Genomic DNA, 25923 nt, shown 5'->3' with positions numbered 1-25923 from the left:
AACTCTCCTTATTCATCTGTCATTTAGAGGACGCCTTTAGGCGGAAGGATTTTGACTTCATCGATTCGAACGTGGAGGGGACGGGAAGCGATATCTAACACGGTATCTGCCACATCTTTTGGTACGAGCATCGCACTCGGATCAAAAAAATGTCGGTCCTCCGTCATATTTGTATGAACGGCGCCGGGAAAAATGGTGGAGACTCTTACATTGTCGTCTTTCCATTCTTCATTACAAATTTGGGAAAAGCCTTGGACGGCAAATTTCGAAGCACCATAAACGCCGTTTTCCGCAATGGGAATATACCCTGAGACACTAGAGATATTGATGATACGGCCTCCGTGAGCTTTCATTACCTTGTATCCTTCGCGGCTGCAAAGAAAGAGTCCGGTTACATTGGTGCGAAAAACATTCTCCCATTCATCTAAGCTTGTTTGTTCAACAAGCTTAAACACGCCGACGCCTGCGTTGTTCACGAGGACATCTAGACGTCCGTATAACCTTTGTACTTGCGCAAATAAGGCAAGGACACTTTGCTCGTCAGTCACGTCTAGCTGTACATTCGTCACACTTCCCGGTTCAGCATGTGCAATTTCGTTCGGATGAGACGCGGTTCGAGAGGTTGCCCAAACGATCGCTCCTTCTTTTGCCAGAACATTTGCCATCTCAAGGCCCAGTCCCCGACTGGCTCCTGTGATGACCACGACTTTATTCAGTAGTTTCATGTGTACCTCCGTATATGAAACGTTCATTCCAAAAGCTGGTTTTAGGAAACGATTTTTAATGGTACAAAACTTTGACTCTACCAACAAGCGCCATAGGAATGAATTTCGGTAAAAGGAGTAGGAATTTGTGGGCAGGAACTAGGTATTTCATCGTGGAAAGCTTTGCTAATAAACCGAATTCACCTTAGGAGGATCTTTCTATGGAAAAGCATGCGGCTGTTATCGGATCAGGTGTTATGGGACATGGAATCGCGCAGTTATTCGCATTGGCTGGATTTCGTGTTTCTCTTTACGACTTGCAGGAAGAGTTTTTGCTGAAAGCGAGAGCTAGCATCGAGCACAGCCTTTCCCTTCTGGTTGCAGAGGGAGTGATTGCAGACCAGTCTAGAGTAGCGGCGCTCGAGCATATCGTCCTGACCACGGATTTGCAAGCGGCAGTATCGGCAGCTGAAATCATCACAGAAGCAATCCCAGAAGTCATCGAGCTAAAGTGGGAGCTGTTTGAAAAGCTGGAGCATTACGCGAAGCCAGATGCGATTATTGCTTCCAATACGTCTACGTTTTCGATTGCGCGACTGATTGAAAAAGCTACCACGCCCGAACGCTTTATCATTACCCATTTTTTCAATCCAGCCCAATTGGTTCCGTTGGTCGAGGTAGTCAAGCATGAGAAGACCGCGCTGGAAGTGGTTCAAAAAACCACGCAGCTGATGGAAGATATCGGGAAGTGCCCTGTTCTGTTGAAAAAGGATGTACCGGGCTTTATCGCCAATCGGCTACAAACAGCCTTGATGAGAGAAGCTTTTCATTTGCTTGCAGAAGGTGTTGCAGATGCAGCCCAGATCGATACGGTGATGAAAAACGGAATTGGCTTTCGCTGGGCTTTTGTCGGGCCTATTGAGACGGCGGATTTTGGTGGACTCGATACGTGGAAGCGCGTGATGGATAACCTTGCTCCAGAGCTGAATGGCTCGACAAAAGCACCCGCCATCATGGAGGAACGGGTAGCAGAAGGCAATCTCGGCACCAAGACCGGAGGAGGTATTTACTCGTATACGGATACGGCTGTTTCAGAAAAGCTGCGTGTACGTGACGAACAGTTTATCCGCTTGGGGAAAATGAAGCCTGGTTGAAGTGACTTACAAATTCGCTCAACAAATCGTGGCAACTGTTGCAGCTTGCATCGATCCAATACCGACCGTCCTGTCTATCATTCATAAGCAGGGCGGTTTTTCTATGGCCGCGAGGGCGGTATAATCCCCACTTTTTTATACCTATTACAGTTCTATATATTTTTTGCTTAATTAACACTCCTTCGTTACCGATATAAAAAAATTAGGACTTCACCTACAGGAAACGTTTTTCCAAATACAACTTAGAAAGAAGATGAAATGAAGTGAAAGTTAACCTCAGGAATTGGCTTCGAAGCTATCGAACCAAACTCATCATCACATTTCTCTTGATTCTGTTAGTTCCTTCCCTTGTCGTTGGAAGCTTGGCTTACAATCAAGCGAGACAAGAAATTGAAAAACAGATCATGGACAGCGCCGACGAAAACGTCGATTTGGTCAACTCCATCGTAAGCAGTACGTTTGAGGGCAAAAAGAAGGATGCTGACTATTTGGCAAAAGATATCACACCTGGCGTGAAATCAGCTGATGTTCAAGAAGAAATCATGCATCACTTGGATATGTATATGGGCATGCATGCGGATGTGTCCAGTATCAGTTTGGGAACGGCTGACGGTCAGTATTTCCGCGCTCCCAAGCAAGAAATACAGGCAGGGTTTGATCCCCGGACGAGAGACTGGTACAAGAGAGCAATGGAAAACAAGGGGACGGTCGTCGTTACAGAGCCATATATTTCGGCGGTATCAGGTCAGGTTTTAGTAGCGGTAGCAAGAACGACAGAGGATGGCGCTGGGGTTATCTGCATTACAGTTGGGATTGAACAGATCAAGCAACTGGCAAACTCAGTCAGCATCGGTTCGGATGGAGATGTCATCGTAGTGGACAGCAATAAGAAGTATGTCGTCCACCCGGAAAATCAGGCAGGAACAGTGGCACAAGAGAGTTTTTACGACAACTTGTTCCAAGGAGAAACAGGACAATTCACTTACGAGGAGCAAAGCATCCCGAAACAGATTTACTATGCGACGAATCCAGCTACTGGCTGGAAAATTGCCGGTTCGATGTACTTGTCAGAGGTTGAGGATGCTGCAGAGCCGATTTTCGAGCAAACGTTTTGGACGATTGCGATCTGCTTGGTGTTGGGAGGACTCATTGTAGCAGCTGTTCTGCGTTCCCTTCTCCAGTCCATCCAGGAAGTGAAGGTACATGCCGTTAGAGTGAGCCAAGGGAATTTGACTGACCCGATTCAAGTACGGTCAACCGATGAAATCGGTGAGCTCGGTCATGCGTTTAATACGATGCAGGATAACTTGCGGGCGCTCATTTCAGATGTCGAGACTAGAGCAGAGCAAGTAGCAGCGTCTTCGGAGCAATTGACCGCGAGTGCGCAGCAGACGAGCATTGCAACCGAGCATGTAACGACTGCGGTTCAAGAGGTAGCTGGAAGCGCGGAACAACAAACGAGCGGAATCGACCAAAATGTTCGCTCCTTGCAGGAGATTGCGGAAGGGGTCACACGGATTGTAGAGAGTGTCAATGTGTTGTCGGATACGGCTCAGCAAACGACGGTTCAGGCAGAAGAGGGGGGCAACTTTGTCGCTCAGGTCATGAGTCAAATGAAGTCGATTCACGAATCCGTAGAACAGTCTGATCGCATGACCAAATCGCTCTATGACCGTTCGAAAGAAATCGGCACGATCTCGGATGTCATCAGCGGGATTGCCCAGCAGACGAATTTACTGGCATTGAATGCAGCGATTGAAGCGGCCCGGGCTGGTGAGCATGGCAAAGGTTTTGCGGTTGTAGCTACAGAGGTGCGACTGTTGGCTGAGCAATCACAAATGTCGGCTAAGCAAATTTCTGAATTGATCACAGAGATTCAACGGGAAACCAAGCAATCTGTCGACAACATGGAAACAGTCAGACTGGATGTTGAAGCAGGCTTGGAAGTTTCGGAGGAGACGATTCACAAGTTTGAAGGCATTATGGAAAGCACCAGAATGACCAATCCACATATCGCAGAGGTTTCCATGATCGCACAGCAAATCTTGGCTGCTGTTCAGGAAGTAACCGCGACAGCCAATGTGCTCGTCACCATCGCGAAAAGCAATGCCGAAACAGCCGAGGAAGTAGCAGCCTCTACGGAGGAGCAACTCGCCTCCATGCAAGAGATCTCATCCTCCGCTCAATCCTTGTCGTCATTGGCGGAAGAGCTGAAAGTATTGCTCAATAAGTTTACCTATTAACCTGTATTCTTAAACAAACGAAGCGTCCTGTCTCCAGGCATACGAGCAGGGCGCTTTGCTATATAGATGTGGTCACGTGTGTTCCTAATTATGGTAATATAATATCTAATCATTTGTGTAAAAACGGAATCGCATGTCGGAGGGGAAAAGGAAGCAATGAAACTCAAGCGAAACGAATCGATCGTGCAAGAGAATATAGCGGCAAACCTATTCAGAGGAAGGGAAGGAGTAGGTGGGAAGTTAACGATTACGAGTGAAAGACTCTATTTTCAACCACACAGTCACAATAATCAAACACAACCTCTCGAATTGCACTTGAATGATATTACGGCTGTTGAAAAGTGGAATACGCTATTCGTGATCCCTAATGGAATGAAAATCAAGATGCATAACGGGCAAGAGCATAAATTTGTTGTATGGAAACGGGCGGAGATCATTGGAATGATTCAAGATACAAAAATGAAGCAAAAAATGACGGTGATTATTAAGACGAGGTAGTGATCCGTTCAATGAAAAGCGCCCTGCCACAAGTAATACTGAGCAGGGCGTTTCCCACATTTTATAAATTTCTTGCAATGTGTGGTTTGCTATAATGACTGGTACCCCCACCGCCAACCAATACTCTTCCACCTTGTCTGAAGATGAGCAATTTCCTAGATCCATCTGAGAGCAGGACAGTGACTTTTGCCCGATTCGTTTTTGCAATATAAATAACGTAACCACTTCTGGAGATTATCGTACGCCAGTTGCGGTCGAATTCAGAGCGCAGAACTCGATTGGAATACACTTGGTTTTCCACGCGACTCGCGGTGATTCTTTTGTTTTTCATCGAGTCTCAACACCTCCTGTCAATCTATCCTATTCATGGGAGAGAAAAAGGAGTGGACAAGAGTTGTAGGCAATTTTACTATTTTCGTTGCAACAACGCAGGAAGCGTTCTATGATAACACCAAGGACGGTATTCAACGTAAAAAAGGAGTGAAAGACAATGGCAAAAAGCGTAGCACGCAAGCAGCGGGAAAAACTGGCTCGTGAAGGCAAAAGAAACCCAGAGCTCAACAGAAGCATCTTTGCATTCGCTGACATGAGACAACGGACGACGAAGACGAGAGCAGAAAAACTGAATCAACAGAAGCACAAAAGGTCGTTATCCTACCAAAGTGATGATGGCCTTTTTTATTTGCGTGCGAAGCCTGCTGCAATCGTTTAACATAAAATCATCTCCGTACCAAAGTGAGGCATGACATCATGAATAATACCATTCATCCCGAATGCGCGAGAGCCATTCAGCATCTCCTCCAACTGAAGGACCCAAAACGCGAAGACTTTTTGGCGTTGAAAACGTACGGAAATGATCGCTATTCAGCAATGGGGTGGGAGGAGCTACAGACGTACATCAATGAAAAGACCGTCATCATTGTCGAGCAGTTTGAAAATGAACAAAATATTATGTCCGCCCTGCGTTGGGTAGCGAGAGGATTGCCGGTTTGGCTAGCGATTCGAAAAGTGCGGGCGGATTATTCTGTGTATGGATACAAGAAGTAGCCTGTCTTCGAATGACAGGTTTTTTCTATTCCAAAAAAATATATGCAAATAATAGAAATAATACTGCACGAATGAAAAGATAGGTCTATTATTGTCAGTATCAGAAATTTTGGAGGAGACATCATGACAGATTACTTACTTAGCTTACTTCAAATTATTATGATCAACCTGGTCTTGAGCGGAGACAATGCAGTCGTGATTGCTCTTGCCTGTCGCAACCTGAGTCCAGAACTGCAGAAGAAAGCTACTTTTTGGGGGAGCTTCGGTGCAATCGGACTTCGGATCATCCTGACCTTCATTGCTATCTGGCTGTTGAATATTCCGTTTGTCCAAGTCGTCGGAGGGCTTTTGCTCATCTGGATTGCGGTCAAGCTGTTAAAAGGTGAAGATGAGGACAGTCACATAGGTGGGGGAGCGAGTTTTGTTGAGGCACTCAAAACCATTATTTTTGCCGATCTGATTATGAGTCTGGACAATGTCATCGCCGTAGCTGGGGCAGCGAACGGGAACCTGGTTTTGGTTATCATCGGTCTTACCATCAGCATTCCGCTCATCATTTGGGGAAGCCAGTTACTGATGAAGCTGATGAACCGTTTTCCCATCATCGTATTATTGGGGGCGGCTTTGCTCGGATATACAGCAGGAGAAATGATTGTAGGAGACAAAGCAGTTGGCAGCTTCCTGGAGGGGGTAATGCCTTCGCTGCATATGATATTGCCAGTAGCATTGGCACTTCTAGTCATTGTGATTGGAAACTATTTGAAAAGGAAGGAGAAAAATGCGTTAAATAAAGAAGTGACAAATAACCATGCGGAGACACTATAGCTATGGAATATCGCGATTGGTACATTCTCCAAACCTTGTACCAGGAACAAAACATTACAAAGACAGCCGAAAGCTTGTATTTGTCCCAGCCTGCGCTGACGAAAAGACTGCGGCAGATTGAGAAAGAATTTGGCGTACAGATCGTGCAACGGGGGAGTAGAGGCGTTCATTTCACTCCTCAAGGCGAGTACTTGGCCAAATGTGCAGATGAAATGCTCCTCAGACTGCGCAATATCAAGGAGCATGTCTTGAACATGGGCGGCGAGGTCAATGGTACGCTCCGGCTGGGGGTTTCCAACTATTTTGCACGGTACAAGCTCCCGATGATCTTGAAAAAGTTCAAGGAAGCCTATCCAAACGTCGAGTACAAGGTAATGACCGGATGGAGCAAAGACGTCTACAAGTCCGTGTATAATCAGGACGTGCACGTAGGCTTCGTCCGGGGAAGCTACAACTGGTCCGACCAAAAGCACTTATTGTTCGAGGAATCGGTCTATGTCGTTTCCACGGAACCCATTCAGATCGACGACCTGCCCACTCTGCCGCGAATCGACTATGAGACGGATCCCATGCTACTGGCATTAGTGGACAGCTGGTGGACGGAACGATTTTCCCAACCGCCGTTGATCGGCATGGAGGTCGACAAGGCGGATACATGCAGTGAAATGGTAGCAAACGGTTTGGGGTACGCCATCCTTCCACGAGGCGTGCTGAATGGCAAAGACGATCTGCACATGATTGAGCTGACCACAGCTGAGGGAGAGCCGATCAAGCGGAGTACCTGGATGTTTTATCATGCCGACTCGATGGAATTGCAAATGGTCAAGGCATTTGTGCACTTCATAGAGCAGGGTGAGATTGCATTCATCGATTAAGCTAGGAAAAAGGAACTGCTGGGAATTCCCTGAAGGGGAGCCAGCAGTTTTTTATTATTCACACAAGGAATCGCTAACGATAACCATTTTGTATTTTTTCTGCGAGAACAATTGATTTACACTAGGTGTACCCCCACCCTAGAAGCTTCATACAACGTCGGATAGTAGGAGAGGGAACGCTTATGCTGCTACGCATTCTGTTTACATTGCTGCTCGGATCATTGGGAGGCTTGCTGTTTGCTACCATTCACAGTCCACTTCCTTGGCTACTCGGAGCGCTAGTTACGACAGTTATCTGTAATATGCTTGGGGTCAAAAATCTTTGGATTCCCCGCTGGTTTCGTCAAGCAGGATTGACAGTGATCGGGATTACCCTTGGTCTGCGAATGACATCTGAAATCGTCGATACGATGACGGGGCACGTCGGTTTGATGCTTATCACCACGATTTTGACCATCTTGATCAGTTTGGTGAACGCGTGGATCTTTTATAAGATTTGCAGAGTAGACGGGATAACGGCGATATTCAGCAATATTCCCGGTGGATTATCGGAAATGGTGTCGGTGGGGCAAATGGCGGGGGGAAATCAACAAGTCATTACGATTTTTCACTCGATCCGTGCGATCAGCGTCGTGCTTTGTACCCCTTATCTCGTGGCATTTCTACCTACGCATGCTGCCATACAGATTGCTACGACAGAACACGTGCTGAGGATTGGGCAGACAGTCATGATCCTAGTGGCTGGTCTCATTGGAGCACTGATTGCGTCACGCTGTTATATACCCGCTCCGTTCTTGCTAGGTGCCTTGCTCGTGACCGCTTTGATTTCGATGAATACATCGCTTGTGGGAGAGAGTCCTGCGTTGCCAAGCATCTTGGTCCAAGGGGCCCAAATATTCATCGGGGTCAGCATCGGTCTTGGCTTCAAACGAGAGGACATCGTGAAAAACCGCCGATTCTTTCTGTTTGGTCTCATGCATTCCTTGTTCTTGTTCGTCATGGTAATTGTGCTTGCCATTGGCATTTCTTACGTCACTGCAACTGATATCGTGACAACGATTCTGGCTACGGTGCCAGGTGGACTTGCCGAAATGAGCTTGACTGCCTTGGCGACAGGAGCCGATCCGCTCCTAGTGACGGCGTTTCATCTGTTTCGCTTGGTCCTTGTCCTTACACTGTTTTCCTTCGGCGCACGTGCATGGACCAACTACCACAGCAGGATCAAACAGCCAAAGGAGACCAGCGCCTGACGTAGTTTTACAGTCAAATATATGGCAAGGCCTGCACGTTCCCAGATCGGAACGGCAGGTCTTTTTGGCGTGAAAAGAATGAAAATAATCGTAAATATGGTGTTTATCCAAATTATCTGAATAAACTAGGAAGCGTTTTCATCGGATGCTATGATCTCCTTACCTTAATTGAAAACGCTATCAACAGAGGGGGTCATAAGGATGAAAAAATCAAACAAATGGACAAAGTGGAGCGGAGTACTCCTCACTACGGCAATGGCACTTAGCCTCGCAGCCTGTGGAGGCGGCGGTGGGCAGACGGCTTCCTCGGGAGGAGCTTCTACCTACCCGGAAAAGCCTATCTCGGTTATCGCACCATCGGGCGCAGGCGGAGGCTTGGATAAAACAGCGCGTTCCCTCGCAAAGGTGATGTCAGCAACGAAGCTGGTAGACAAGACCATTTCGGTCGAAAACAAGCCAGGTGGCGGACAGGCAGTAGGCTTGGCTGATTTCGTAACGCAGGACAAGAAAAACAACTATAAGCTCCTGCTACCCTCTACACCAATCGTCATTAACAATGTGAAAAAAGAAGGAAACAGCCCGCATTCCTACAAGGATATGACTCCGTTGGCACAATTGACGAAAGATTACGGCGCGATTGTCGTAGCAGCCGATTCTCCATACAAGGATCTGAAATCGTTACTAGATGCAATCAAAGCTGATCCAACCAAAGTAACGGTTGCAGGCGGTTCTGCTCCTGGCTCGCTTGATCACTTGACCTTCTTGATGCCAGCTGTTAAAGCGGGAATTGATCCGAAATCAGTGAAATACATCTCTTACGATGGCGGCGGGGAAGCGATCGCCTCTCTCTTGGGTGGCAATGCTGACGTACTGGCAACAGATGTATCCGGTTCGGGTGAATACTTGAAATCCGGCAAGGTCAGAATTCTGGGTGTTTCTTCCCCTGAGCGCTTGAAAGGAATGTTCAAGGATATCCCGACGTACAAAGAATCCGGTTATGACACGGAGCTGATCAACTGGCGCGGTGTATTTGGGCCAAAAGATATGACGCCAGATGCTGTTGCTTACTGGGAGCAAAAATTGAAAGCGATGACAGAGACTCCTGAGTGGAAAGCAGAGCTGGAAGCAAACGGCTGGGACGATGGCTACAAAAACGGTGCAGACTTCAAGAGCTACCTGGGTGAGCAAGAAAAAATGTTCAAGGAAATCCTTGGCTTGCTCGGAATGGCGAAATAAAAAGGGTTGCTGGGGGATGGAGAAGGAGCGATTCTTCTCCTCCTTCATTCTGGATTCTGGTACGAACAGGAGGGAACATACGTGAGCAAAACATTTGACCGCTTCGCCAGTCTGATTTTTCTCGTGTTGGGCGTAGCCTTTGTGGTCGGGAGCCAAAACATCTCGGCGAGTGCTTACGGCAGCCATGTAGGGCCAAACATTTTTCCGATGGGACTCGGAAGTCTTCTGATCCTGCTCAGCCTGCGATTGTTTTATGAGACATTTACATACAAGCAAGAGGGCAAGAAAGAGAAGGAAAAGCTCGATTACAAACGGTTCCTCATCATTCTGGTCGGGGCATTATTGTACGTATTGCTTTTGGAGGAAATCGGCTACGTGATCAGTACCTTCCTGTTCCTTTTGGTTGGGTTCCAGACAATGCAGAAAGGGAAGTGGCTCAACAGCGTAATCATTTCCGGTGCGTTTTCGTTCGGTGTCTACTTGTTGTACGTGGAAGTTCTCGATGGCACATTGCCCGGTTTACCAACATGGTTAGGCTTGTAGGAGGTGGATGAAATGAGTGCATTTGATTATTTGCTAAACGGATTTGCCACTGCCCTGCAATGGCAAAATATCATCTTTGCGTTTGTCGGCGTCTTGATCGGGACAGTAGTTGGGGTATTGCCAGGAATTGGGCCAATCAGCGGCGTGGCCTTGTTGATTCCGGTGACAGCCTCGTTGACGAGTGGACTGCCACCAGAAGCAGCGGCTACCAGCGCCATTATTTTGTTAGCAGGGGTTTACTACGGGGCGATGTACGGCGGCTCTACCACTTCGATTTTGTTGAATACACCGGGTGAGTCATCTTCTGTCGTTACCGTTCTGGACGGATACCCGATGGCGAAGCAGGGAAGAGCCGGAGTTGCTCTCTCCATCGCTGCGATTGGTTCATTTTTTGCAGGACTTGTCTCGCTTATCGGTCTGGTATTTTTGGCAGAGCCACTCTCTGAAGTAGCGCTCAAGCTAAGTCCGGCAGATGAGTTTTCGCTGATGATCCTGGGATTATGTGCTCTGAGCGGGCTGGCAGGCAAGTCTGTGACCAAAGCATTGATGATGACGGTTTTTGGCTTATTGATCGCGACGATCGGGCTGGACAATGTATCTGGTGTGGCGCGTTTTACCTTTGATATGCCTGAGCTTTATTCCGGTTTGGAATTTTTGACGATCGCCGTAGGAGTATTTGCGCTTGGCGAAGTGTTCAAGACGATCCTCGAACGGGATGTGAATGAGGGGGAGATCGCCAAAATCTCCCGAATCATACCGACCAAGGAAGACTTGAAGGAAAGTGCTGGACCGATTCTTCGTGGATCACTGGTTGGATTCTTTAAAGGAATTGTTCCTGGTTCTGGTGCAACACTGGCATCCTTCCTCGCTTATTTGCTGGAAAAGAAAATCAGTAAAACGCCTGAAAAATTCGGCAAAGGAGCAATTGCTGGGGTAGCGGCTCCAGAGTCGGCAAACAACGCAGCATCTGGCGGGGCGATGATTCCACTTTTGACCTTGGGGATTCCGGGTACAGGGACGACAGCGGTATTGATGGGCGCACTGATTATGTACAACGTGCAGCCAGGTCCGCTCTTATTTGAGGATCATCCGACCATTGCTTGGGGCTTGATCGCGAGTATGTTCATCGGAAACGTGATGCTCTTGATCCTCAATATGCCGCTCGTAAAGGTGTTTGCAAAGCTGATTGAGACACCGCCGAAATATTTGATCCCGATGATCGTTGCTATTTCGGTGTTTGGTGTATACGCGGTCCGTGTCTCTGTTTTTGATCTGGTCTTGTTGCTGCTCTGTGGACTCGTGGGTTACTTTTTGGCGAAAAACGATTTTCCAATGGCTCCACTCGTTCTTGGCTTGGTCTTGGGTCCGATGATTGAAAACAATTTACGACGAGCGCTGACGACGTCCAATGGTGATTTTTCTATCTTTATTGAAAAGCCAGTATCGCTGGTGTTCCTCATCATTGCGGTTCTCTGGATCACCGTTCCCTTGATCATGAAAATGAGAGGGAAGAAAGTAATTGTGAACGAAGAATAGGGGGTGATTCTCATGCGCGATGACAAAAGGATCAAAGAGGAAGTCAAACAGCAGTTCGGCTCGAATGCTGAAAAGTATGTGAATAGCCAGACGCATGCTACGGGAGAGGATCTCGCTCTCCTCACGCCTTGGCTGAATCCATCGCCGGAATGGGTGTTTCTCGATGTGGCAACGGGTGGCGGTCATCTTACCAAGGCAATCGCTCCACTTGTCGGTCATGTCTTTGCGACTGATTTGACACAGCCGATGCTTGCAGCGGCGCGAAACCATCTGAAATCTCACACAAGCAATGTCTTTTATGTGGTTGCGGATGCGGAGGCACTTCCGTTTTTGAGTGAATCCTTTGATGCAGTCGGGTGCAGAATCGCGGCTCATCACTTCCCGAACCCGGAGTCGTTTGTAAAAGAAGTGGCGCGTGTTCTGAAACCGGGTGGAAAATTCGTGCTGATCGACAATATCGCAGCAGAGGATGAAAAGCTCGACCAATTTGTGAATACGCTGGAGAAACTTCGGGATCATAGTCATGTACGAAGCTACTCACGCTCCGAATGGGTAAGGTGGATCGAGCAAGAGGGGCTGGTGGAGAGTCATTCGCGCATCCGTAAGAAGACGTTCCCGTATGCGACTTGGGTCAGACGTACGACTGAGACTGAGGAGCAGGTTGAGCAAGTAACCGCGCATATCGCAAGTGCGGATAAAGAAATCCAAGCCTACTTCGCGGTTGAAAAAGTTGGAGAGCAAGTCGTTTCCATCCAAGTTGATGAGTGGATGGCATTGTTTGAGAAACCAGAATGATAAGGACGATGCTTTTAAGCTGGTCCCCGCTTACAATTAAGCGGGGGCTTGTTCTTTTTTGTGTGGGTACCTAAGTAACGATTCGTAATGAGTAGGGTGCTTTCACGACGGTTTTTGGCATGATTTTTTTGGGATATCTTACTCTGTATTTACTATTCGTTTGAATTCGGACAATATAGAGTACAAATAGTCTATATGAAGGAAAATATGCTACTATAACCACAGGAGGTATGTGATGGATGAGGTTGACCTGAAAATTGTTCAATTGCTCGAGGAAAACGGAAGGATATCTCATGAGGAAATCAGCAAGCTGTTGCACATCTCGCGGCCGGCTGTTCACCAACGGGTTGCCAAGCTTGAAAAAAATGGTGTGATCAAGGGATACCGTGGCATCATTGACTGGAGAAAATTAGAGCAAAGGCTGAAGGTATTGATTTTCGTCAAAGCAAGATGTCAGGACTTCAAAGAAATCACTGCAAAGATTATGAGCGTTCAGGTACCGAACGTGACCATCATTGAATGCCAGCGGCTCGCGGGAGAGTGGTGCATGATGCTAAAAGTACGTGCAACGGCACCAGAAGATATCACCAATCTGATCGATGAAATGGTCCAGTATGACGAAATACTGGAAACTTCTACGACTTTCATCTTGTCGACGATCTACGAGGATGGCCGGAAAGAAATTTGACAACCAAGGTGGAAACACAATGACAGGAAAAAAAGATTCGAAATTATTTGGCGTTACGATTGCGTTGCTAGCGGTCTACCTGTTTTGGGGAGGCACTTATCTCGGAATGAAGATCGCCATTGAATCGATGCCACCTTTTATTATGGCGGGGGCGCGATTTTTTCTGGCGGGATCGATCCTGTTTTTGATCGGGCGTTGGAAAGGGGCAGAGTTGCCCAGTGCAGCAGAATGGAGAGGGGCCGGAATTGTTGGGGCGTTGTTGCTTCTCGGAGGTAACGGTGTAGTTGCATGGGCGCAACTCAAGGTACCGTCAGCAATCGCGTCCTTGCTGATCGCTACCGTTCCATTATGGATTCTCGTTTTCAACTGGGTCGGTGGCAGCAAGAAGAAGCCAACAGTTGGAGTCATGGGAGGAATCCTGTTTGGCTTGGCGGGGATCGCAGTGCTGGTTGTCCATCCCGAGAGCTCAGGCAATCAAGGGATCGATACCGTCGGAATCTTTGCGCTCCTGTTTGCCTCAATCAGTTGGGCAGTGGGATCGTTGTATTCGCGAAATGCAAAGCTCCCTGCATCACCGGTAATGGCGACAGCCTTGCAAATGATCATCGGAGGGAGTTTGCTGGGGATCACTTCGCTGTTTCTCGACGATTGGACGAAGCTGCACCTATCGGAGATCACCCTGCGTTCCTGGATTGCTTTTGGCTATTTAGTTGGATTTGGTTCCATTGTCGCCTACACAGCATACATTTGGCTTTTAAAAAATGCAGAGCCTTCCCTGGTCTCCACGTACGCTTATGTGAACCCGATTGTCGCAGTATTTCTAGGCTGGCTGATCGCTGATGAACAATTGACAAGCCAAACCTTGATTGCTGCTGTCATGATCATCGCAGCTGTTGCCATCATCACGATGTTTCGGGAAAAGAAGAGTCCAGGTGCGACACAAACGGTAGCAAGAAAAGAAAAAGGGAAGCTTCAGGTTCATAAATGAAGCTTCCCTCTTCTTTTTGCCATCAGGCTTTATTTGGTTGTCTTTTGTGGAACCCAGCGGTATTTTCTTTCCGGACGTCCGACGGTTCCATAGAACGTCTCGACAGTTACTTCATTAATAGAGACGAGAAATTCGAGGTATCTGCGCACGGTTGAATGGCTCATGCCAGCCAGTGCAGCCAGATCATCGGCATTCATGCTTTGGGTGGTCTCCTGCATCTTGTCCCGGATCAGCTTTAATGTCAGCTTGTCGATGCCTTTCGGGAGCGAGGTGACCGTTCCAACGGTTTTGACAGCAGGAGTGTGTGCGGCTTTCGTGAACAGCTTGTCCACCGCTGTTTGATCAATGGTTGTATGCTGCTGCAGCTGATGTCTCGTATTTGCATATTGCTCCAAGGTAGACATGAATTTATCGATCATGATCGGCTTGATGATGTAGCTGTATGCACCGCCACGTATCGCTTCTCTCACCGTTTCCACATCGTTTGCGGCTGTGATCATAACGACATCGATCCCGCGAAAATGCTTCCGTACTTCACGCAACAAGTCAATCCCGTTCATATCCGGCAAATAAATGTCCAAAAGCAGCACATCTGGCGTAACGACGTGAAGCATCTCCAGTGCCTGTTTTCCAGTCGTGGCCGTGGCAATAATCTGGAATCCTTCCAGTTTACTTGTGAATTGTTCATAGATTCTAGCTGCAATTTCGTCATCTTCCACGATCATGACGGTAATAAGTTTCTCAGACATTGTGGATTGCCTCCTCACTACTTGCTTTGTCCCATTTCTTGGGGACGACAACGGTGAAACGCGCTCCGCCTAGATCACTTTTTCCGAGTGAGATTTGCCCCTCTAATAGCTCGATGGCATTTTTCACAATAGCCAAACCGAGTCCTCGATTTTCACCTGATTTCGTAGTGACACCGCTTTCAAAGATGCGGGGCTCCAATTCTTTTGATACCCCATGTCCATTATCTTCGATGTCAAAAATGATATCGCCGCCTAAATCAGTGAAGGATACGTGAACCAATGCGTCAGTGCCTTTGTATTCGAGTGCAGCTTCCATCGCGTTGTCGATCAAATTGCCGAGAATAGTGACCAATACCTTTGTATCCAAGCTGTCAGGTACATTTCCCAAATAGCTGTCCGGATCAATTTCGAGTAATACCTTCAGTTCTTTGGAGCGATTGATTTTCCCTAGCAGACAAGCAGCGATGAAGGGCTCTTTGACTGAACTCATAATGAAGGCGAGAATATCCTGCCGTTCCTTTACTTCATCGGTGATGAGTTCGATTGCTTTGTCGTACTCCTTTAGCTTGAGGAGACCGTAAATGGTGTTCAAACGATTTAAATATTCGTGATTTTGTGCACGCATATTGTCCGAAAAGGAACTGATCTTCGTAATTTCTTCAGTGAGTTGCTCGATTTCGGACTCTGGACGAAATGTGAAGACCACGCCTCTGATTTCATTGTTGCTCAAAATAGGAGAGTAGTCGGTTATAAAAATCTCGTGCCCCAGCAAAATTTTGTAGTTCATTTCTTGCGTATTTCGATTGACAGAATGAATGATGTCGCGCAATTGCGGGCTAGCGATCGATTTCCCGACGGTCAAATCCTCTTGGAGGAGGGAACGCGCGCGTTTATTCATCGAGACGACACGCCCTTGCATATCGACTGCTACCGTAGCATCGCGAATCGATTCAAGAATAGCTGCTTTTTCCGTAAACAAAAATGAGATTTCCTCTGGCTCCAGACCAAAGATCAACCGCTTGACTCGTCTGGCAATAATAATCGCACCAATAATTCCGATAACCAGCAGCACTAGAGATAAGGTGACGACCCTTTCCTTGTATTCCGCGACCTTTTTCTCTACATCACTCATGACATAGCCGACAGAGGAGACTCCGATTGTTTCGCCTTTCTTGTTGACGATCGGTGTTTTCGCTTTGATGGCTGGACCAGAAATGCCTGTTCCCCGATAAATGACAGAGCGGTTTTCTAAAAAGACGGGGTCATTGCTTGTTCCCATCGGTAATCCAATCTGCTTTGGGTCGTAGTGAGAGTACCGAATACCGTCCTTGTTTCCAATCACAACATAGCTGGCGCCCGTTTCCTTCCGAATGGTTTCGGCTATCGGTTGAATCACCATGGAAGGATGATCGGTCTCAAAGGCTGCAATGATGCGTTCGTTCATGGCAGATAGCTTGGCGACCGTCATGGCTTGCTGCCCGATATAGCGATCCAAAATGTCATCTAATATGAAGGAAAATAAGGCAGTTCCTATCCCCATGCTGATCAGGACAACGATGGAAATGAGCAGAACCATTTGGGTCAAGAGGCTGATGCGGGCTTTTTTTGGAGTATGAACCATGGGCAAACCACCTTCGATGACAGATCAAGATGCTATACATGTATGAAAACGTTTACTGTATTCATTATAACAATAACGCTTTCACATTTGTGACACAAAGTAAATTTGTAACAATACGATAGCCAATAGGTTTATGAAAAAAGTTTTGACAAATTTTTTATAAAAAAATGAACAAAATATGAACAACAAGTGAATATTATGTTACAATAAGAGCATAAAACAGAAACGGTCACGCAAAAAATCTATGATGATAGGGGTTTTGTGTTATGAATAACGATCGAAAAGCAGCAGATGTGTTAAGATGGATGGCTTGGACAGTATTATTCGTCGGTGCTGTTATTATGGCTTTCACTGCAAGCGATTTCAGATCGGAGAACTTGCCGTTGATGGTGTCGATCGGATTTTTGATCGCTGGCATGAATATCTTCATTATGAGCACGGTGTTTCGCTTGATGACACTAAAAAGAACTGACGCCTAAGTTAGTTAAAAATAGTCCCATAGTACCTCTCATTTTCTTCATTAATAATGAGAGGTTTTTTATTTATACGGAAATTTGCCGTCAGCGAAATAAGCTGGCGGTTTTTTTGTTTTTTTATTAAAAGTGAAAAAGAAATCTTGACAATTAGAATTGGGTGTAATGACCAAAAATGGGTGGCGGGAATCATTAGAGGGGAATCCTAACAAGAATATGATCAACTCGTGACTGCAATGTGAACACTTTGTAACAGAAAAGCTACGAAATATTGAACGTCGTTAAAAACGAGTACAAAATCTCGCAGACTCTGATAGTATGTATATGCGGCAAATAGTGAAGTTCACTTGTGTTGAAAAACCTATTGTGAGGAACTCTCGAAACGTGTGAATGCACGTTGAAGAAAGAAGGTTTTCCAAAACCTCGTTCGAGACCTCTCCATAGAGAGTGACTGCACTATCGACATCCAAAGTATTACATGCTCGTTGTTTGTGACTAGGAGGGATTAGGAGAATGAGCGGAGGAAAAATGCTGAGGCATATCCAGTTTTGGATCTTGGCAGTGTTGGGCACCGTTCTGCTGACAGGCTGTGGTAGCGAATACCTCGTCTTGAATCCAAAAGGACCTGTAGCAGAAACGCAGTACAATCTCATTATTATTTCCACGATATTGGTCGCTGTCATTATCGTTCCGGTTATTGCGCTTACCGCTTTCATTGTATACCGCTATCGGGATACACCGGGCAATAAAGCAAGTTACAAGCCGGAGTGGGCACACAGTACAACCCTAGAGGTAATTTGGTGGATTATTCCTATCGTTATCGTTGCATTGCTGGGTTACTTTACTGTCCGTGATGTTTATGTGTTAAAAGAGAACCCGAATAAAGAAGTTGCCCCTATGACCATTCAGGTTACGGCTTTGGACTGGAAATGGATGTTTACGTATCCAGAACAAAATATCGCAACTGTTAACCATCTGGAAATTCCAGCAGGCGTACCGATTCGCTTCCAGGTATCTGCTGACGCACCGATGAACTCTTTCTGGGTTCCAGAATTGGGTGGACAGATTTATGCGATGGCGGGAATGGCTACCGAACTTTATCTGCAAGCAGATGAACCAGGTACATTCGCTGGATTTAGCTCCAACTTCTCAGGTGAAGGTTTCGCCAAAATGCAGTTCGATGTAGTGGCAAAACCAAAAGATGAGTTCGATAAATGGGTAAAAGAAGTAAAAGGTACGACTCCAGCTATGACGAAGGCAGATTATGAAGAGCTTCGCAAGCCTGGCGTGACAGACAAGTTTACGTACTCTGCATTCCCAAAAGGTATGTTTGAAGAGATCGTTGCGAAATATGGTCATGGTCACGATATGGACTATGTGATGGAGAAAAACCCTGCGCCCGCAGGTGACAAGTCTTCTAGTGAGACTTCGCTAAATATGCAGCATATGCAGCATAAGACTGAATCGCACAACATGCCTGGAATGAATCATTCCAGTATGAACCACTAGGCGAGAGGGAGGAGGAATACCACGTGTGGGAGAACATTAAGGATTTTGCATCCACGTTCTTTGTAACAGGTGACCCACTGATTTACGGTGCGGACGTATCGATTGTACTGACCATGGTTGCGATCGTATTCGTTCTGACTAAGTATAAAAAATGGGGTTGGCTGTGGCGCGAATGGCTGACTACAGTTGACCATAAGCGTATTGGTATTATGTATTTGATCGCATCGCTTCTGATGCTGTTCCGCGGTGGGGTTGACGCCCTGCTGATGCGCGTGCAGCTGGCATTCCCGAACGTAGAATTCCTGCACTCGGATCACTATAATGCCATCTTTACGACTCACGGTACGATCATGATTTTGTTCATGGCGATGCCGATGATGTTTGCCTTGTTTAACATGGTAGTACCGCTTCAACTCGGTGCTCGAGATGTAGCGTATCCGTTCTTGAACGCACTCAGCTTCTGGCTGTTTATGCTCGGTGCGATGCTGTTCAACCTTTCGTTCGTAATCGGGGGCTCCCCAGACGCTGGTTGGTTGTCTTACCCACCACTGTCACAAAATGATTTTAGCCCTGGACCAGGTCAGAACTTCTATATTTGGGGGATTCAAATCTCCGGTATCGGTAGTTTGGCGACAGGGATTAACTTTATCGTAACGATTCTCAAAATGCGTGCACCTGGCATGAAGCTTTCCAAAATGCCATTGTTTAGCTGGTCCGTATTGTCCAGCTGCATTATGATTATCTTCGCTTTCCCAATTTTGACTGTAACATTGGCTCTGTTGTTCCTTGACCGTTTCGCAGGTGCCCATTTCTTCACAATGGACGGCGGCGGTAATCCGATGATGTACCTCAACCTCATCTGGATGTGGGGTCACCCTGAGGTATATATCGTAGTAGTACCAGCTTTCGGTATTTTCTCTGAAATCGTGGCTACGTTCTCACGTAAAAAGATTTTCGGCTACAAATCAATGGTTTGGGCGATGATGATCATTGCCGTTGTATCGTTCTTTACATGGGCTCACCACTTCTTCACAATGGGTACGAGCGCAAGTGTTATCGCCTTCTTTGCGATATCAACGATGATTGTTGGTATCCCGACCGGGGTTAAGGTCTTTAACTGGCTGTTTACAATGTACCGTGGTCGGATATCCTTTAAACAACCAATGCTGTGGACCATTGCCTTTATCCCTTGCTTCGTAATTGGTGGAGCGACAGGGGTAATGCTGGCAGTAGCTCCGGCAGACTATCAGTATCACAACAGTTACTTCCTGGTTGCCCACTTCCACCAAGTATTGATCGGTGGGGTAGTGTTCGGTTACCTGGCTGGTATTTACTACTGGTGGCCAAAACTGTTCGGTTTCAAGCTCGACGAGAAACTGGGCAAATGGGGCTTCTGGTTCTGGAATATTGGTTTCTACGTGTGCTTTATGCCGCAATACGCGCTCGGTTTCATGGGTATGACTCGCCGTTACTACACGTACGGTTGGGATCGCGGTTGGGCAGACCTGAACCTGGTATCCACTGTTGGGGCATTCATGATGGGTATCGGTTTCATCTTCCAAGTATGGCAAATCGCTTACAGCATCAAGCATGGTGAGCGCGACACGACAGGCGATCCATGGAATGGTCGTACACTGGAGTGGTCGATTCCATCACCTGCACCGTTCTACAACTTTGCTGTTGTTCCACAAGTGAAAGAAATGGATGACTGGTGGGCAACGAAAGAAGCAAAAGCAAATGGCACCTATAAAGAACAACCGGCCAAACTGGAGCCGATTCACATGCCGAAGAACTCTGGAATTCCGTTTATCATGGCGAACTTCTGGTTCCTGGTAGGTTTTGGTTTCACATTTGGATGGGTTTGGATGGCCGTTATTGGATTCATTGGCGTATTCGCATGCATGTGGGCACGCTCCTTCCAATACGACACGGATTATTACGTACCGGTGGAGGATGTGCGTCGCACTGAGGCTTCACTGGGGAGGGTGGTGTAACGATGGCTACGAATCATGACCATGGTCACGGCCACGACCACGACCATCATGAAGAGCATGAGCAACTTAAGGTTCTCGGTTTTTGGATTTTCGTTGTAACAGACTGCGTGTTGTTCGGTACATTGTTTGCAACCTATGCGGTAATGATGAATAGCTTTGCTGGTGGACCAACTGGACAGGAATTGTTCCAGCTGCCAGGCGTTATTGCTTCAACCTTTATCTTGTTGACAAGTAGCTTTACCAGCGGTCTCGCTGTTCTGGCGATGAACAAAGGCAATGTTAAGCAGCTGATTGGTTGGCTGGCTGTAACTGGTCTTTTGGGACTGTCTTTCGTAGTGTTGGAAGTCACTGAGTTTATGCACTTGATGAGCGAAGGCGCAACCATGGCGACTAGCGGCTACTGGTCCGCTTTCTACACACTGGTTGGTACACACGGAGTGCACGTAACGGTTGGTCTGTTCTGGATGACTGCGTTGATGATCCAGCTGAAGCGTCGTGGAATCTCTGCGGTTACTCGCCGCAAAATTACCAACTTTAGCTTGTACTGGCACTTCCTTGACGTTGTGTGGATCTTCCTCTTCACAGTCGTTTACTTGATGGGGGTGATGTAAGGTGGCACAACATCAAAACCATGGCGGACATCATAGTCACGGATCGATGAAAGAGTACGTAATCGGTTTTATCCTGTCGATCGTGCTCACCATTATCCCACTCGTGCTGGTCATGAACTCGATTTTGAGTAAAACAGCGACCATGATCGCGATCTTGGTAATGGCGGTCTTGCAGTTCGTCATTCAGTTGGTCTTCTTCATGCACATCCGCGAAGGAGAAAAACCACGCTACAACGTACAGACATTGATTCTTGGACTTGTGATTGTAATTACAATCGTTGCAGGTTCCCTCTGGATCATGTTGTTTAACAAATATTAATCAGTTAAGAGCGTGGCACAGGCGATTCGTTGCTTGTGCCGCGTTTTTTTGTTTTTGAAGTGGCGGTAGTGGAGGGAAGAAGCGCATTTCCAGTCTACGCTTCGGCCTACGCCCCGCAAGGGGGATTGACTGTCCGCTTCGGAAAAAATGGCGGGAGCGCTTCAAACGTTGAAGTTTCGAGGAAGTATTCCATAAGTGAAGCTGAAATTCCCCGCCATTTTTTCCGAAGCTGAGTTGGGCTCCTGAGGCGCTTGGACTGGAAATGCGCCTCTTCCTACGCGGCTTTTCGTCAACCAATGGAAGTAATTTAAGAAGGTGAAAACTGGTAACACTCTCATCTTGCAGCTATAATAGAAAGAATTTTACGTCAAAATGTGCAAGGGGAGTGAAGTCGATGGCTGGGCAACTTTATATAACGAAGCCTTGTGCAGAACTTCAAGCAGAGTATATTTCCTTTTACGAAGAGTGGAAAGAAAGTGGAGAGCCTATCGTACCGTGGGTGGTGGATCGGGAGCCCTATGATTTTCCTGCGTATCTGGAATTTCTAGAGAGTGAAAGTAACGAGGAAAATCTCCCGGATGGCTATGTTCCTCATTCGACGTATTGGCTTGTGAATGAGGAGCGACGCATAGTGGGGGCGGTGAATATTCGGCATCTTCTCAACGAGCGTCTACGAAAAAACAGCGGGCACATCGGATATGGAATCCGGCCATCTGAGAGACGCAAAGGATATGCGACGGAAATTTTAGCGCAAGCCCTACCTTTTACGAGCGAGTTGGGTATAAACGAAGTATTGGTGATTTGCGACTATGATAATGTTGCTTCGGAGAAAACGATTCGGAAGAACGGGGGCGTTTTTGAGTCAGAATGTACAGATGACGATGGATTGGTCATTCGTCGCTTCTGGATTACGAGACCTTCGTAAAAGAAGAGGGCTATCTCATTGTCCGTTTACAAGACGTTTGAGATAGCCCTTTCCCTGTTTATTTATCTACCTTATATGCAATCAACTTGCGAACCCATTGCTCCATCTCGTCAAGAATATAGTCTGGGGGTGGAGTTTTTCCATCTTTTTTAGGTAGAGCGAGCCATTGTAATGTTTTTGGGACATGGCAAATTTTCCGAAGAAGTTCTCTCCCGTGATTGTCAATGATGATATCTCGTAAGAAGATTAGCACTCTATTGTCTAACGTATGGATGAGTTTACCTTCATATTCTATATCAGAGATAGTAACGGAAGGGTGCCCATGTCTCTCAATACCGCCTAATACTTCAACCCATACAAAATCATACAACTGGGAAAGTTCAGCTTCAAGGAGCTCGGGATCTTTAATGAGTACCTCTTCTGTGGAGGAAAAGGGACGACTTAAGAAAATATCTGGGTCCATCTCCATATAGTCTAATACGACCTTACAAGATGCAGCTTGTTTGTTTTCATGGGTGTATAAAATCTCGTCGATTCTTTTCAAATCCAATTTTTCCCCGATTACAAAGCCTATTCGAAGTTCGATAGGATTCACTCCTTAGATCATGTTCTTTATCTGAAACTTCATTCTCTTACCCTTATCATAATAAATATTTTTCTTATAGACAGCATAAACTTATCAAAGATATTGCCATGTTTACCATACTTAGTATATAATTATGTTATGAAAGTTATTTTGGAAGGGAGAGATTTCTTTGTTTGATATCGTAATTATTGGAGCAGGCCCGGCAGGAGGTAGTGCAGCGTTGTTTGCTGCAAAAGCAGGGAAGAAGACGTTGCTGATTGATAATGACAAAAGCATGACCAAGCGCGCGTGGATGGAAAATCACTACGGCATCATGGAAATCTCCGGCCCAGATCTCATTGAGATCGGTAAAAAGCAAGCAGCGAAATTCGGTGCGGAGCTGGTAGCCGATCAAGTCAGCAACATTACCAAAACAGAGCAAGGCTTGCTCGTAGAGACAGCGGAAAAAGGCGGCTTTGAGGCAAAGCATGTGATACTTGCAACTGGAGCGCTCGTGACTTTGGCAGAAGCGATTGGGGTAAAAACCAAAGAAGGTACAGAGCCACGGATCAAAACCGTTGTCGATGTCGATGCCCAAGGGAAGACGAACATCGAAGGAATTTGGGCAGCAGGTACGTGCGCGGGAGTAAGCGTACATACGATTATTACATCTGGTGATGGCGCCAAGGTTGCAATCAATGTTATCAGCGAAATGAATGGCGAACGTTACGTCGATCACGATGTTTTGAAAACAAACTAAATCAGGTTAAGAAACACCTTCTTACTTTTGTAAAGAAGGTGTTTTCCTTTTTCTACAATTGGCGATAGCTTGTATCGTGATCGCGTTTTTGACATAATGAAGCTAATTGTGCGAATCGACGTGAAGAATCCTGTCAGGTTGCAGAGCGTTCCTGCTGCTCAGAATTGATACGGATTCTATTTTTATCTAGATTATCCTGGATAAGTAAGGAGGGAGACAGGAAGCATGTTTGTCAATCATGTGGTGATAAGCTTGATCGTTTCTTCCTGCACGATCACGCTAATTTTCTTGATTCGAAAAGTATTTCGCTCCCACTTGTCAGCTAAATGGAAGTACAATTTGTGGTTTCTCTTGTTGGTCTCTTTGACGCCAGTTTTCATCCCGAAATCCTTTTTTGATTTTGGAGATATTTTTGCTTCAGGGATGATACAGCGTAATGAAGCTGGCAGTTCGACGTTCGCTGCACAAGCTCCTACGTTTGAAAATGCGAATTGGGTACAGGATTTATCGTTGTCGGTAAGTCGCTATACACCAGACTCCCTTTCTACGATTTTCGTCAGCATATGGGTAGTCGGGATGATCGTTTGTGCTTCCTTCACGATATCAGCCTGGTTAAAAATCCAGCAGATCAAGCGGACAGCATCTGTGATCACCAATCAAGAAGTCATCGATCTGTTTGAACAATGCAAGAAGGATGTTAAAATAACGCGGCATATCGTGCTAGCTGAATCCAATCAGGTCAAATCTCCGATGACGTTTGGCGTTTTTAAGACGTATGTTGTCCTTCCCAGTCATTTTGATGAATGGCTGTCGATCAACGAAATGAAGTATATCTTTTTGCATGAACTGATGCACCAAAAAAACCATGATATCTTCATGAACTATGTGACAGTCGTGTATCAGCTTTTGTATTGGTTCCATCCATTGGTTTGGCTGGCTTTTCGGGAAATGAGGATGGACCGTGAAATTGCTTGTGATGTAGCTGTATTGAACTTTTTAGACAAGCGAAATTACTTGGAATATGGTCATACCATCATTAAGTTTTTGGATCAAGAAAGTGGAGCCGGGAATGTCGTTTTTGCCAATCAGCTAAATGGCTCCAAGAAGGCAGTTAAAAAACGAATCGAGAAAATCGCGTCCCACAAGGCAGAATCAAAGCTGTTGCAGTTGAAAAGCACAGTCATTTTTTCCATGGTGGTCGTATTGGTTGCCAGTCAGGTTCTTGTTGGCTCCGCTTTAGCTGACGATCGCAGCCGCTATCATTTTCAAGATGATCGAACCATTTACGAGGATTTGGACAACTATTTCCGAGGCTTTGAAGGTAGTTTTGTCTTATATGATTTGAAAGCAGACCAGTATCGGATTTACAACGAGGCAGGAAGTACTCAACGAGTTTCACCCAACTCTACCTACAAGGTTTTTCTCTCCTTGTTTGGTCTGGAGACCGGTGTGATTTCGAGAGAAGATTCCCTGCTAAAATGGGATGGAATCCACTATCCATATGAGCAGTGGAACCGGGATCAAGATCTATTTACAGCGATGCGAAACTCCACGACCTGGTATTTCAAAGAGATGGATAAGAACATCTCCCCGGATATGATTCAAGCTTTTCTGGAACAATTGAACTACGGGAACTCCAATACATCTGGTGGAATCGGCGAATATTGGATAGAATCTTCCTTGAAGATTTCTCCGGTGGAGCAGGTACAATTACTAAAAGCGTTCTATACGAATGAGTTTGGCTTTCAAGAAAACAATATCCAGACAGTGAAAGACTCTATCCGGTTATCGAAAAAGGCGGGCTCGATTCTTTCCGGGAAAACAGGTACGGGCACCGTCAATCAAAAAGATGTCAACGGTTGGTTTGTCGGGTATGTAGAGAACGAGGAAGGCACCTACTTCTTTGCTACCAATATACAAAACGAAGACGACGCGAATGGACCTAAAGCAGCAGAAATAACCTTGTCTATTTTGAAAGCCAGAGGTCTCTACTAGCCTTTGCGCCTACAGTCATT

The 25923-nt window shown here is 46.3% G+C and carries 27 protein-coding genes; 22 read left to right on the top strand and 5 right to left on the bottom strand.

The window, feature by feature from the left end:
* Positions 1 to 23 precede the first annotated feature (23 nt).
* A complete protein-coding gene (locus tag HP570_RS10045) occupies positions 24 to 725 on the bottom strand; it encodes an SDR family oxidoreductase (RefSeq protein ID WP_173625631.1) in 702 nt (233 codons plus the stop codon).
* Between the two features lie 200 nt (positions 726 to 925).
* Here HP570_RS10045 and HP570_RS10040 point away from each other — a divergent pair, with 200 nt between their 5' ends.
* The 3 genes from HP570_RS10040 to HP570_RS10030 all read left to right on the top strand — a co-directional run bounded on the left by HP570_RS10040 (position 926) and on the right by HP570_RS10030 (position 4599).
* The gene (locus tag HP570_RS10040; protein ID WP_173625630.1) at positions 926 to 1858 is read left to right on the top strand and encodes a 3-hydroxyacyl-CoA dehydrogenase family protein; all 933 of its coding nucleotides are present in this window, start codon (positions 926 to 928) and stop codon (positions 1856 to 1858) included.
* 263 nt (positions 1859 to 2121) lie between these two features.
* Positions 2122 to 4101, top strand: a complete 1980-nt coding sequence (locus tag HP570_RS10035) for a methyl-accepting chemotaxis protein (RefSeq protein ID WP_173625629.1) — start codon at positions 2122 to 2124, stop codon at positions 4099 to 4101.
* 156 nt (positions 4102 to 4257) lie between these two features.
* Positions 4258 to 4599, top strand: coding sequence for a GRAM domain-containing protein (locus tag HP570_RS10030; protein ID WP_173625628.1), 342 nt, complete (start codon positions 4258 to 4260; stop codon positions 4597 to 4599).
* A gap of 61 nt (positions 4600 to 4660) precedes the next feature.
* Here the strand turns inward: HP570_RS10030 and HP570_RS10025 are convergent, their stop codons facing one another.
* Positions 4661 to 4930: a hypothetical protein gene (locus tag HP570_RS10025; protein ID WP_173625627.1), complete on the bottom strand. Its 270-nt coding sequence runs from the start codon at positions 4928 to 4930 to the stop codon at positions 4661 to 4663.
* 159 nt (positions 4931 to 5089) lie between these two features.
* Here HP570_RS10025 and HP570_RS10020 point away from each other — a divergent pair, with 159 nt between their 5' ends.
* The 11 genes from HP570_RS10020 (at position 5090) to HP570_RS09970 (ending at position 14382) form a co-directional block, all read left to right on the top strand.
* Complete coding sequence (locus tag HP570_RS10020) at positions 5090 to 5311, top strand: hypothetical protein (protein WP_173606107.1); 222 nt, start codon at positions 5090 to 5092, stop codon at positions 5309 to 5311.
* Positions 5312 to 5349: 38 nt separating this feature from the next.
* Entirely contained in the window at positions 5350 to 5646 is a 297-nt protein-coding gene (locus tag HP570_RS10015) for a hypothetical protein (RefSeq protein WP_007722285.1), read from the top strand.
* 123 nt (positions 5647 to 5769) lie between these two features.
* On the top strand, positions 5770 to 6471 hold the full coding sequence (locus tag HP570_RS10010) for a TerC family protein (protein ID WP_173625626.1): 702 nt from the start codon (positions 5770 to 5772) through the stop codon (positions 6469 to 6471).
* A 2-nt stretch (positions 6472 to 6473) separates the two neighbouring features.
* Positions 6474 to 7346: a LysR family transcriptional regulator gene (locus HP570_RS10005; RefSeq protein ID WP_173625625.1), complete on the top strand. Its 873-nt coding sequence runs from the start codon at positions 6474 to 6476 to the stop codon at positions 7344 to 7346.
* A 182-nt stretch (positions 7347 to 7528) separates the two neighbouring features.
* Complete coding sequence (locus HP570_RS10000; protein WP_173625624.1) at positions 7529 to 8596, top strand: AbrB family transcriptional regulator; 1068 nt, start codon at positions 7529 to 7531, stop codon at positions 8594 to 8596.
* A 201-nt stretch (positions 8597 to 8797) separates the two neighbouring features.
* A complete protein-coding gene (locus tag HP570_RS09995; RefSeq protein WP_142495243.1) occupies positions 8798 to 9832 on the top strand; it encodes a Bug family tripartite tricarboxylate transporter substrate binding protein in 1035 nt (344 codons plus the stop codon).
* An 81-nt stretch (positions 9833 to 9913) separates the two neighbouring features.
* The gene (locus tag HP570_RS09990) at positions 9914 to 10375 is read left to right on the top strand and encodes a tripartite tricarboxylate transporter TctB family protein (RefSeq protein ID WP_173625623.1); all 462 of its coding nucleotides are present in this window, start codon (positions 9914 to 9916) and stop codon (positions 10373 to 10375) included.
* Between the two features lie 12 nt (positions 10376 to 10387).
* Positions 10388 to 11911 (top strand): tripartite tricarboxylate transporter permease, encoded by a 1524-nt coding sequence (locus HP570_RS09985; RefSeq protein WP_012684914.1) that lies wholly within the window; start codon positions 10388 to 10390, stop codon positions 11909 to 11911.
* Between the two features lie 12 nt (positions 11912 to 11923).
* Positions 11924 to 12706, top strand: coding sequence for a class I SAM-dependent methyltransferase (locus HP570_RS09980; protein WP_173625622.1), 783 nt, complete (start codon positions 11924 to 11926; stop codon positions 12704 to 12706).
* 235 nt (positions 12707 to 12941) lie between these two features.
* Entirely contained in the window at positions 12942 to 13394 is a 453-nt protein-coding gene (locus HP570_RS09975; RefSeq protein ID WP_173625621.1) for an Lrp/AsnC family transcriptional regulator, read from the top strand.
* Between the two features lie 19 nt (positions 13395 to 13413).
* A complete protein-coding gene (locus HP570_RS09970) occupies positions 13414 to 14382 on the top strand; it encodes an EamA family transporter (protein WP_173606115.1) in 969 nt (322 codons plus the stop codon).
* Positions 14383 to 14411: 29 nt separating this feature from the next.
* Here HP570_RS09970 and HP570_RS09965 read toward each other — a convergent pair whose 3' ends face one another.
* Positions 14412 to 15131: a response regulator gene (locus tag HP570_RS09965; protein WP_173606116.1), complete on the bottom strand. Its 720-nt coding sequence runs from the start codon at positions 15129 to 15131 to the stop codon at positions 14412 to 14414.
* Positions 15124 to 16752 carry an ATP-binding protein gene (locus HP570_RS09960; RefSeq protein ID WP_254495161.1) on the bottom strand — a complete coding sequence of 543 codons (1629 nt, stop codon included), beginning with the start codon at positions 16750 to 16752 and terminating at the stop codon, positions 15124 to 15126. The genes HP570_RS09965 and HP570_RS09960 overlap by 8 nt, the downstream gene beginning before the upstream one ends.
* A 266-nt stretch (positions 16753 to 17018) precedes the next feature.
* On the opposite strand from HP570_RS09960, the gene HP570_RS09955 reads away from it, so the two are divergent.
* The 6 genes from HP570_RS09955 (at position 17019) to HP570_RS09930 (ending at position 22583) form a co-directional block, all read left to right on the top strand.
* On the top strand, positions 17019 to 17231 hold the full coding sequence (locus tag HP570_RS09955; protein WP_041749283.1) for a hypothetical protein: 213 nt from the start codon (positions 17019 to 17021) through the stop codon (positions 17229 to 17231).
* 507 nt (positions 17232 to 17738) lie between these two features.
* Entirely contained in the window at positions 17739 to 18734 is a 996-nt protein-coding gene (qoxA, locus tag HP570_RS09950) for a cytochrome aa3 quinol oxidase subunit II (RefSeq protein ID WP_173625619.1), read from the top strand.
* 23 nt (positions 18735 to 18757) lie between these two features.
* Positions 18758 to 20728 (top strand): cbb3-type cytochrome c oxidase subunit I, encoded by a 1971-nt coding sequence (locus HP570_RS09945; protein ID WP_173625618.1) that lies wholly within the window; start codon positions 18758 to 18760, stop codon positions 20726 to 20728.
* Between the two features lie 2 nt (positions 20729 to 20730).
* Positions 20731 to 21339, top strand: a complete 609-nt coding sequence (gene cyoC, locus HP570_RS09940; RefSeq protein WP_012684922.1) for a cytochrome o ubiquinol oxidase subunit III — start codon at positions 20731 to 20733, stop codon at positions 21337 to 21339.
* A gap of 1 nt (position 21340) precedes the next feature.
* Positions 21341 to 21658 (top strand): cytochrome o ubiquinol oxidase subunit IV, encoded by a 318-nt coding sequence (gene cyoD, locus HP570_RS09935; RefSeq protein ID WP_012684923.1) that lies wholly within the window; start codon positions 21341 to 21343, stop codon positions 21656 to 21658.
* Positions 21659 to 22052: 394 nt separating this feature from the next.
* Positions 22053 to 22583: a GNAT family N-acetyltransferase gene (locus HP570_RS09930; RefSeq protein ID WP_173625617.1), complete on the top strand. Its 531-nt coding sequence runs from the start codon at positions 22053 to 22055 to the stop codon at positions 22581 to 22583.
* A 58-nt stretch (positions 22584 to 22641) separates the two neighbouring features.
* On the opposite strand, the gene HP570_RS09925 is transcribed toward HP570_RS09930, so the two are convergent.
* Positions 22642 to 23127 (bottom strand): hypothetical protein, encoded by a 486-nt coding sequence (locus tag HP570_RS09925; RefSeq protein WP_254495158.1) that lies wholly within the window; start codon positions 23125 to 23127, stop codon positions 22642 to 22644.
* A 211-nt stretch (positions 23128 to 23338) separates the two neighbouring features.
* Here HP570_RS09925 and HP570_RS09920 point away from each other — a divergent pair, with 211 nt between their 5' ends.
* A complete protein-coding gene (locus tag HP570_RS09920) occupies positions 23339 to 23908 on the top strand; it encodes an FAD-dependent oxidoreductase (protein ID WP_173625615.1) in 570 nt (189 codons plus the stop codon).
* Positions 23909 to 24133: 225 nt separating this feature from the next.
* Positions 24134 to 25903, top strand: coding sequence for a BlaR1 family beta-lactam sensor/signal transducer (locus tag HP570_RS09915; RefSeq protein WP_173625614.1), 1770 nt, complete (start codon positions 24134 to 24136; stop codon positions 25901 to 25903).
* Positions 25904 to 25923 lie beyond the last annotated feature (20 nt).

The organism is Brevibacillus sp. RS1.1 (genome assembly GCF_013284365.1).
Lineage (GTDB): Bacteria > Bacillota > Bacilli > Brevibacillales > Brevibacillaceae > Brevibacillus > Brevibacillus brevis_D.
The sequence above is the reverse complement of the archived record's forward strand: the minus strand, read 5'-3'. Positions and strand labels throughout refer to the sequence as shown.

Bases quoted from the DNA above. Each gene is read 5' to 3' on its own strand.
- HP570_RS10045 (WP_173625631.1), bottom strand. From the start codon at position 725: ATGAAACTACTGAATAAAGTCGTGGTCATCACAGGAGCCAGTCGGGGA.
- HP570_RS10040 (WP_173625630.1), top strand. From the start codon at position 926: ATGGAAAAGCATGCGGCTGTTATCGGATCAGGTGTTATGGGACATGGA.
- HP570_RS10030 (WP_173625628.1), top strand. From the start codon at position 4,258: ATGAAACTCAAGCGAAACGAATCGATCGTGCAAGAGAATATAGCGGCA.
- HP570_RS10025 (WP_173625627.1), bottom strand. From the start codon at position 4,930: ATGAAAAACAAAAGAATCACCGCGAGTCGCGTGGAAAACCAAGTGTAT.
- HP570_RS10020 (WP_173606107.1), top strand. From the start codon at position 5,090: ATGGCAAAAAGCGTAGCACGCAAGCAGCGGGAAAAACTGGCTCGTGAA.
- HP570_RS10015 (WP_007722285.1), top strand. From the start codon at position 5,350: ATGAATAATACCATTCATCCCGAATGCGCGAGAGCCATTCAGCATCTC.
- HP570_RS10010 (WP_173625626.1), top strand. From the start codon at position 5,770: ATGACAGATTACTTACTTAGCTTACTTCAAATTATTATGATCAACCTG.
- HP570_RS10005 (WP_173625625.1), top strand. From the start codon at position 6,474: ATGGAATATCGCGATTGGTACATTCTCCAAACCTTGTACCAGGAACAA.
- HP570_RS10000 (WP_173625624.1), top strand. From the start codon at position 7,529: ATGCTGCTACGCATTCTGTTTACATTGCTGCTCGGATCATTGGGAGGC.
- HP570_RS09995 (WP_142495243.1), top strand. From the start codon at position 8,798: ATGAAAAAATCAAACAAATGGACAAAGTGGAGCGGAGTACTCCTCACT.
- HP570_RS09985 (WP_012684914.1), top strand. From the start codon at position 10,388: ATGAGTGCATTTGATTATTTGCTAAACGGATTTGCCACTGCCCTGCAA.
- HP570_RS09980 (WP_173625622.1), top strand. From the start codon at position 11,924: ATGCGCGATGACAAAAGGATCAAAGAGGAAGTCAAACAGCAGTTCGGC.
- HP570_RS09975 (WP_173625621.1), top strand. From the start codon at position 12,942: ATGGATGAGGTTGACCTGAAAATTGTTCAATTGCTCGAGGAAAACGGA.
- HP570_RS09970 (WP_173606115.1), top strand. From the start codon at position 13,414: ATGACAGGAAAAAAAGATTCGAAATTATTTGGCGTTACGATTGCGTTG.
- HP570_RS09965 (WP_173606116.1), bottom strand. From the start codon at position 15,131: ATGTCTGAGAAACTTATTACCGTCATGATCGTGGAAGATGACGAAATT.
- HP570_RS09960 (WP_254495161.1), bottom strand. From the start codon at position 16,752: ATGGTTCATACTCCAAAAAAAGCCCGCATCAGCCTCTTGACCCAAATG.
- HP570_RS09955 (WP_041749283.1), top strand. From the start codon at position 17,019: ATGAATAACGATCGAAAAGCAGCAGATGTGTTAAGATGGATGGCTTGG.
- qoxA (WP_173625619.1), top strand. From the start codon at position 17,739: ATGAGCGGAGGAAAAATGCTGAGGCATATCCAGTTTTGGATCTTGGCA.
- cyoC (WP_012684922.1), top strand. From the start codon at position 20,731: ATGGCTACGAATCATGACCATGGTCACGGCCACGACCACGACCATCAT.
- HP570_RS09930 (WP_173625617.1), top strand. From the start codon at position 22,053: ATGGCTGGGCAACTTTATATAACGAAGCCTTGTGCAGAACTTCAAGCA.
- HP570_RS09915 (WP_173625614.1), top strand. From the start codon at position 24,134: ATGTTTGTCAATCATGTGGTGATAAGCTTGATCGTTTCTTCCTGCACG.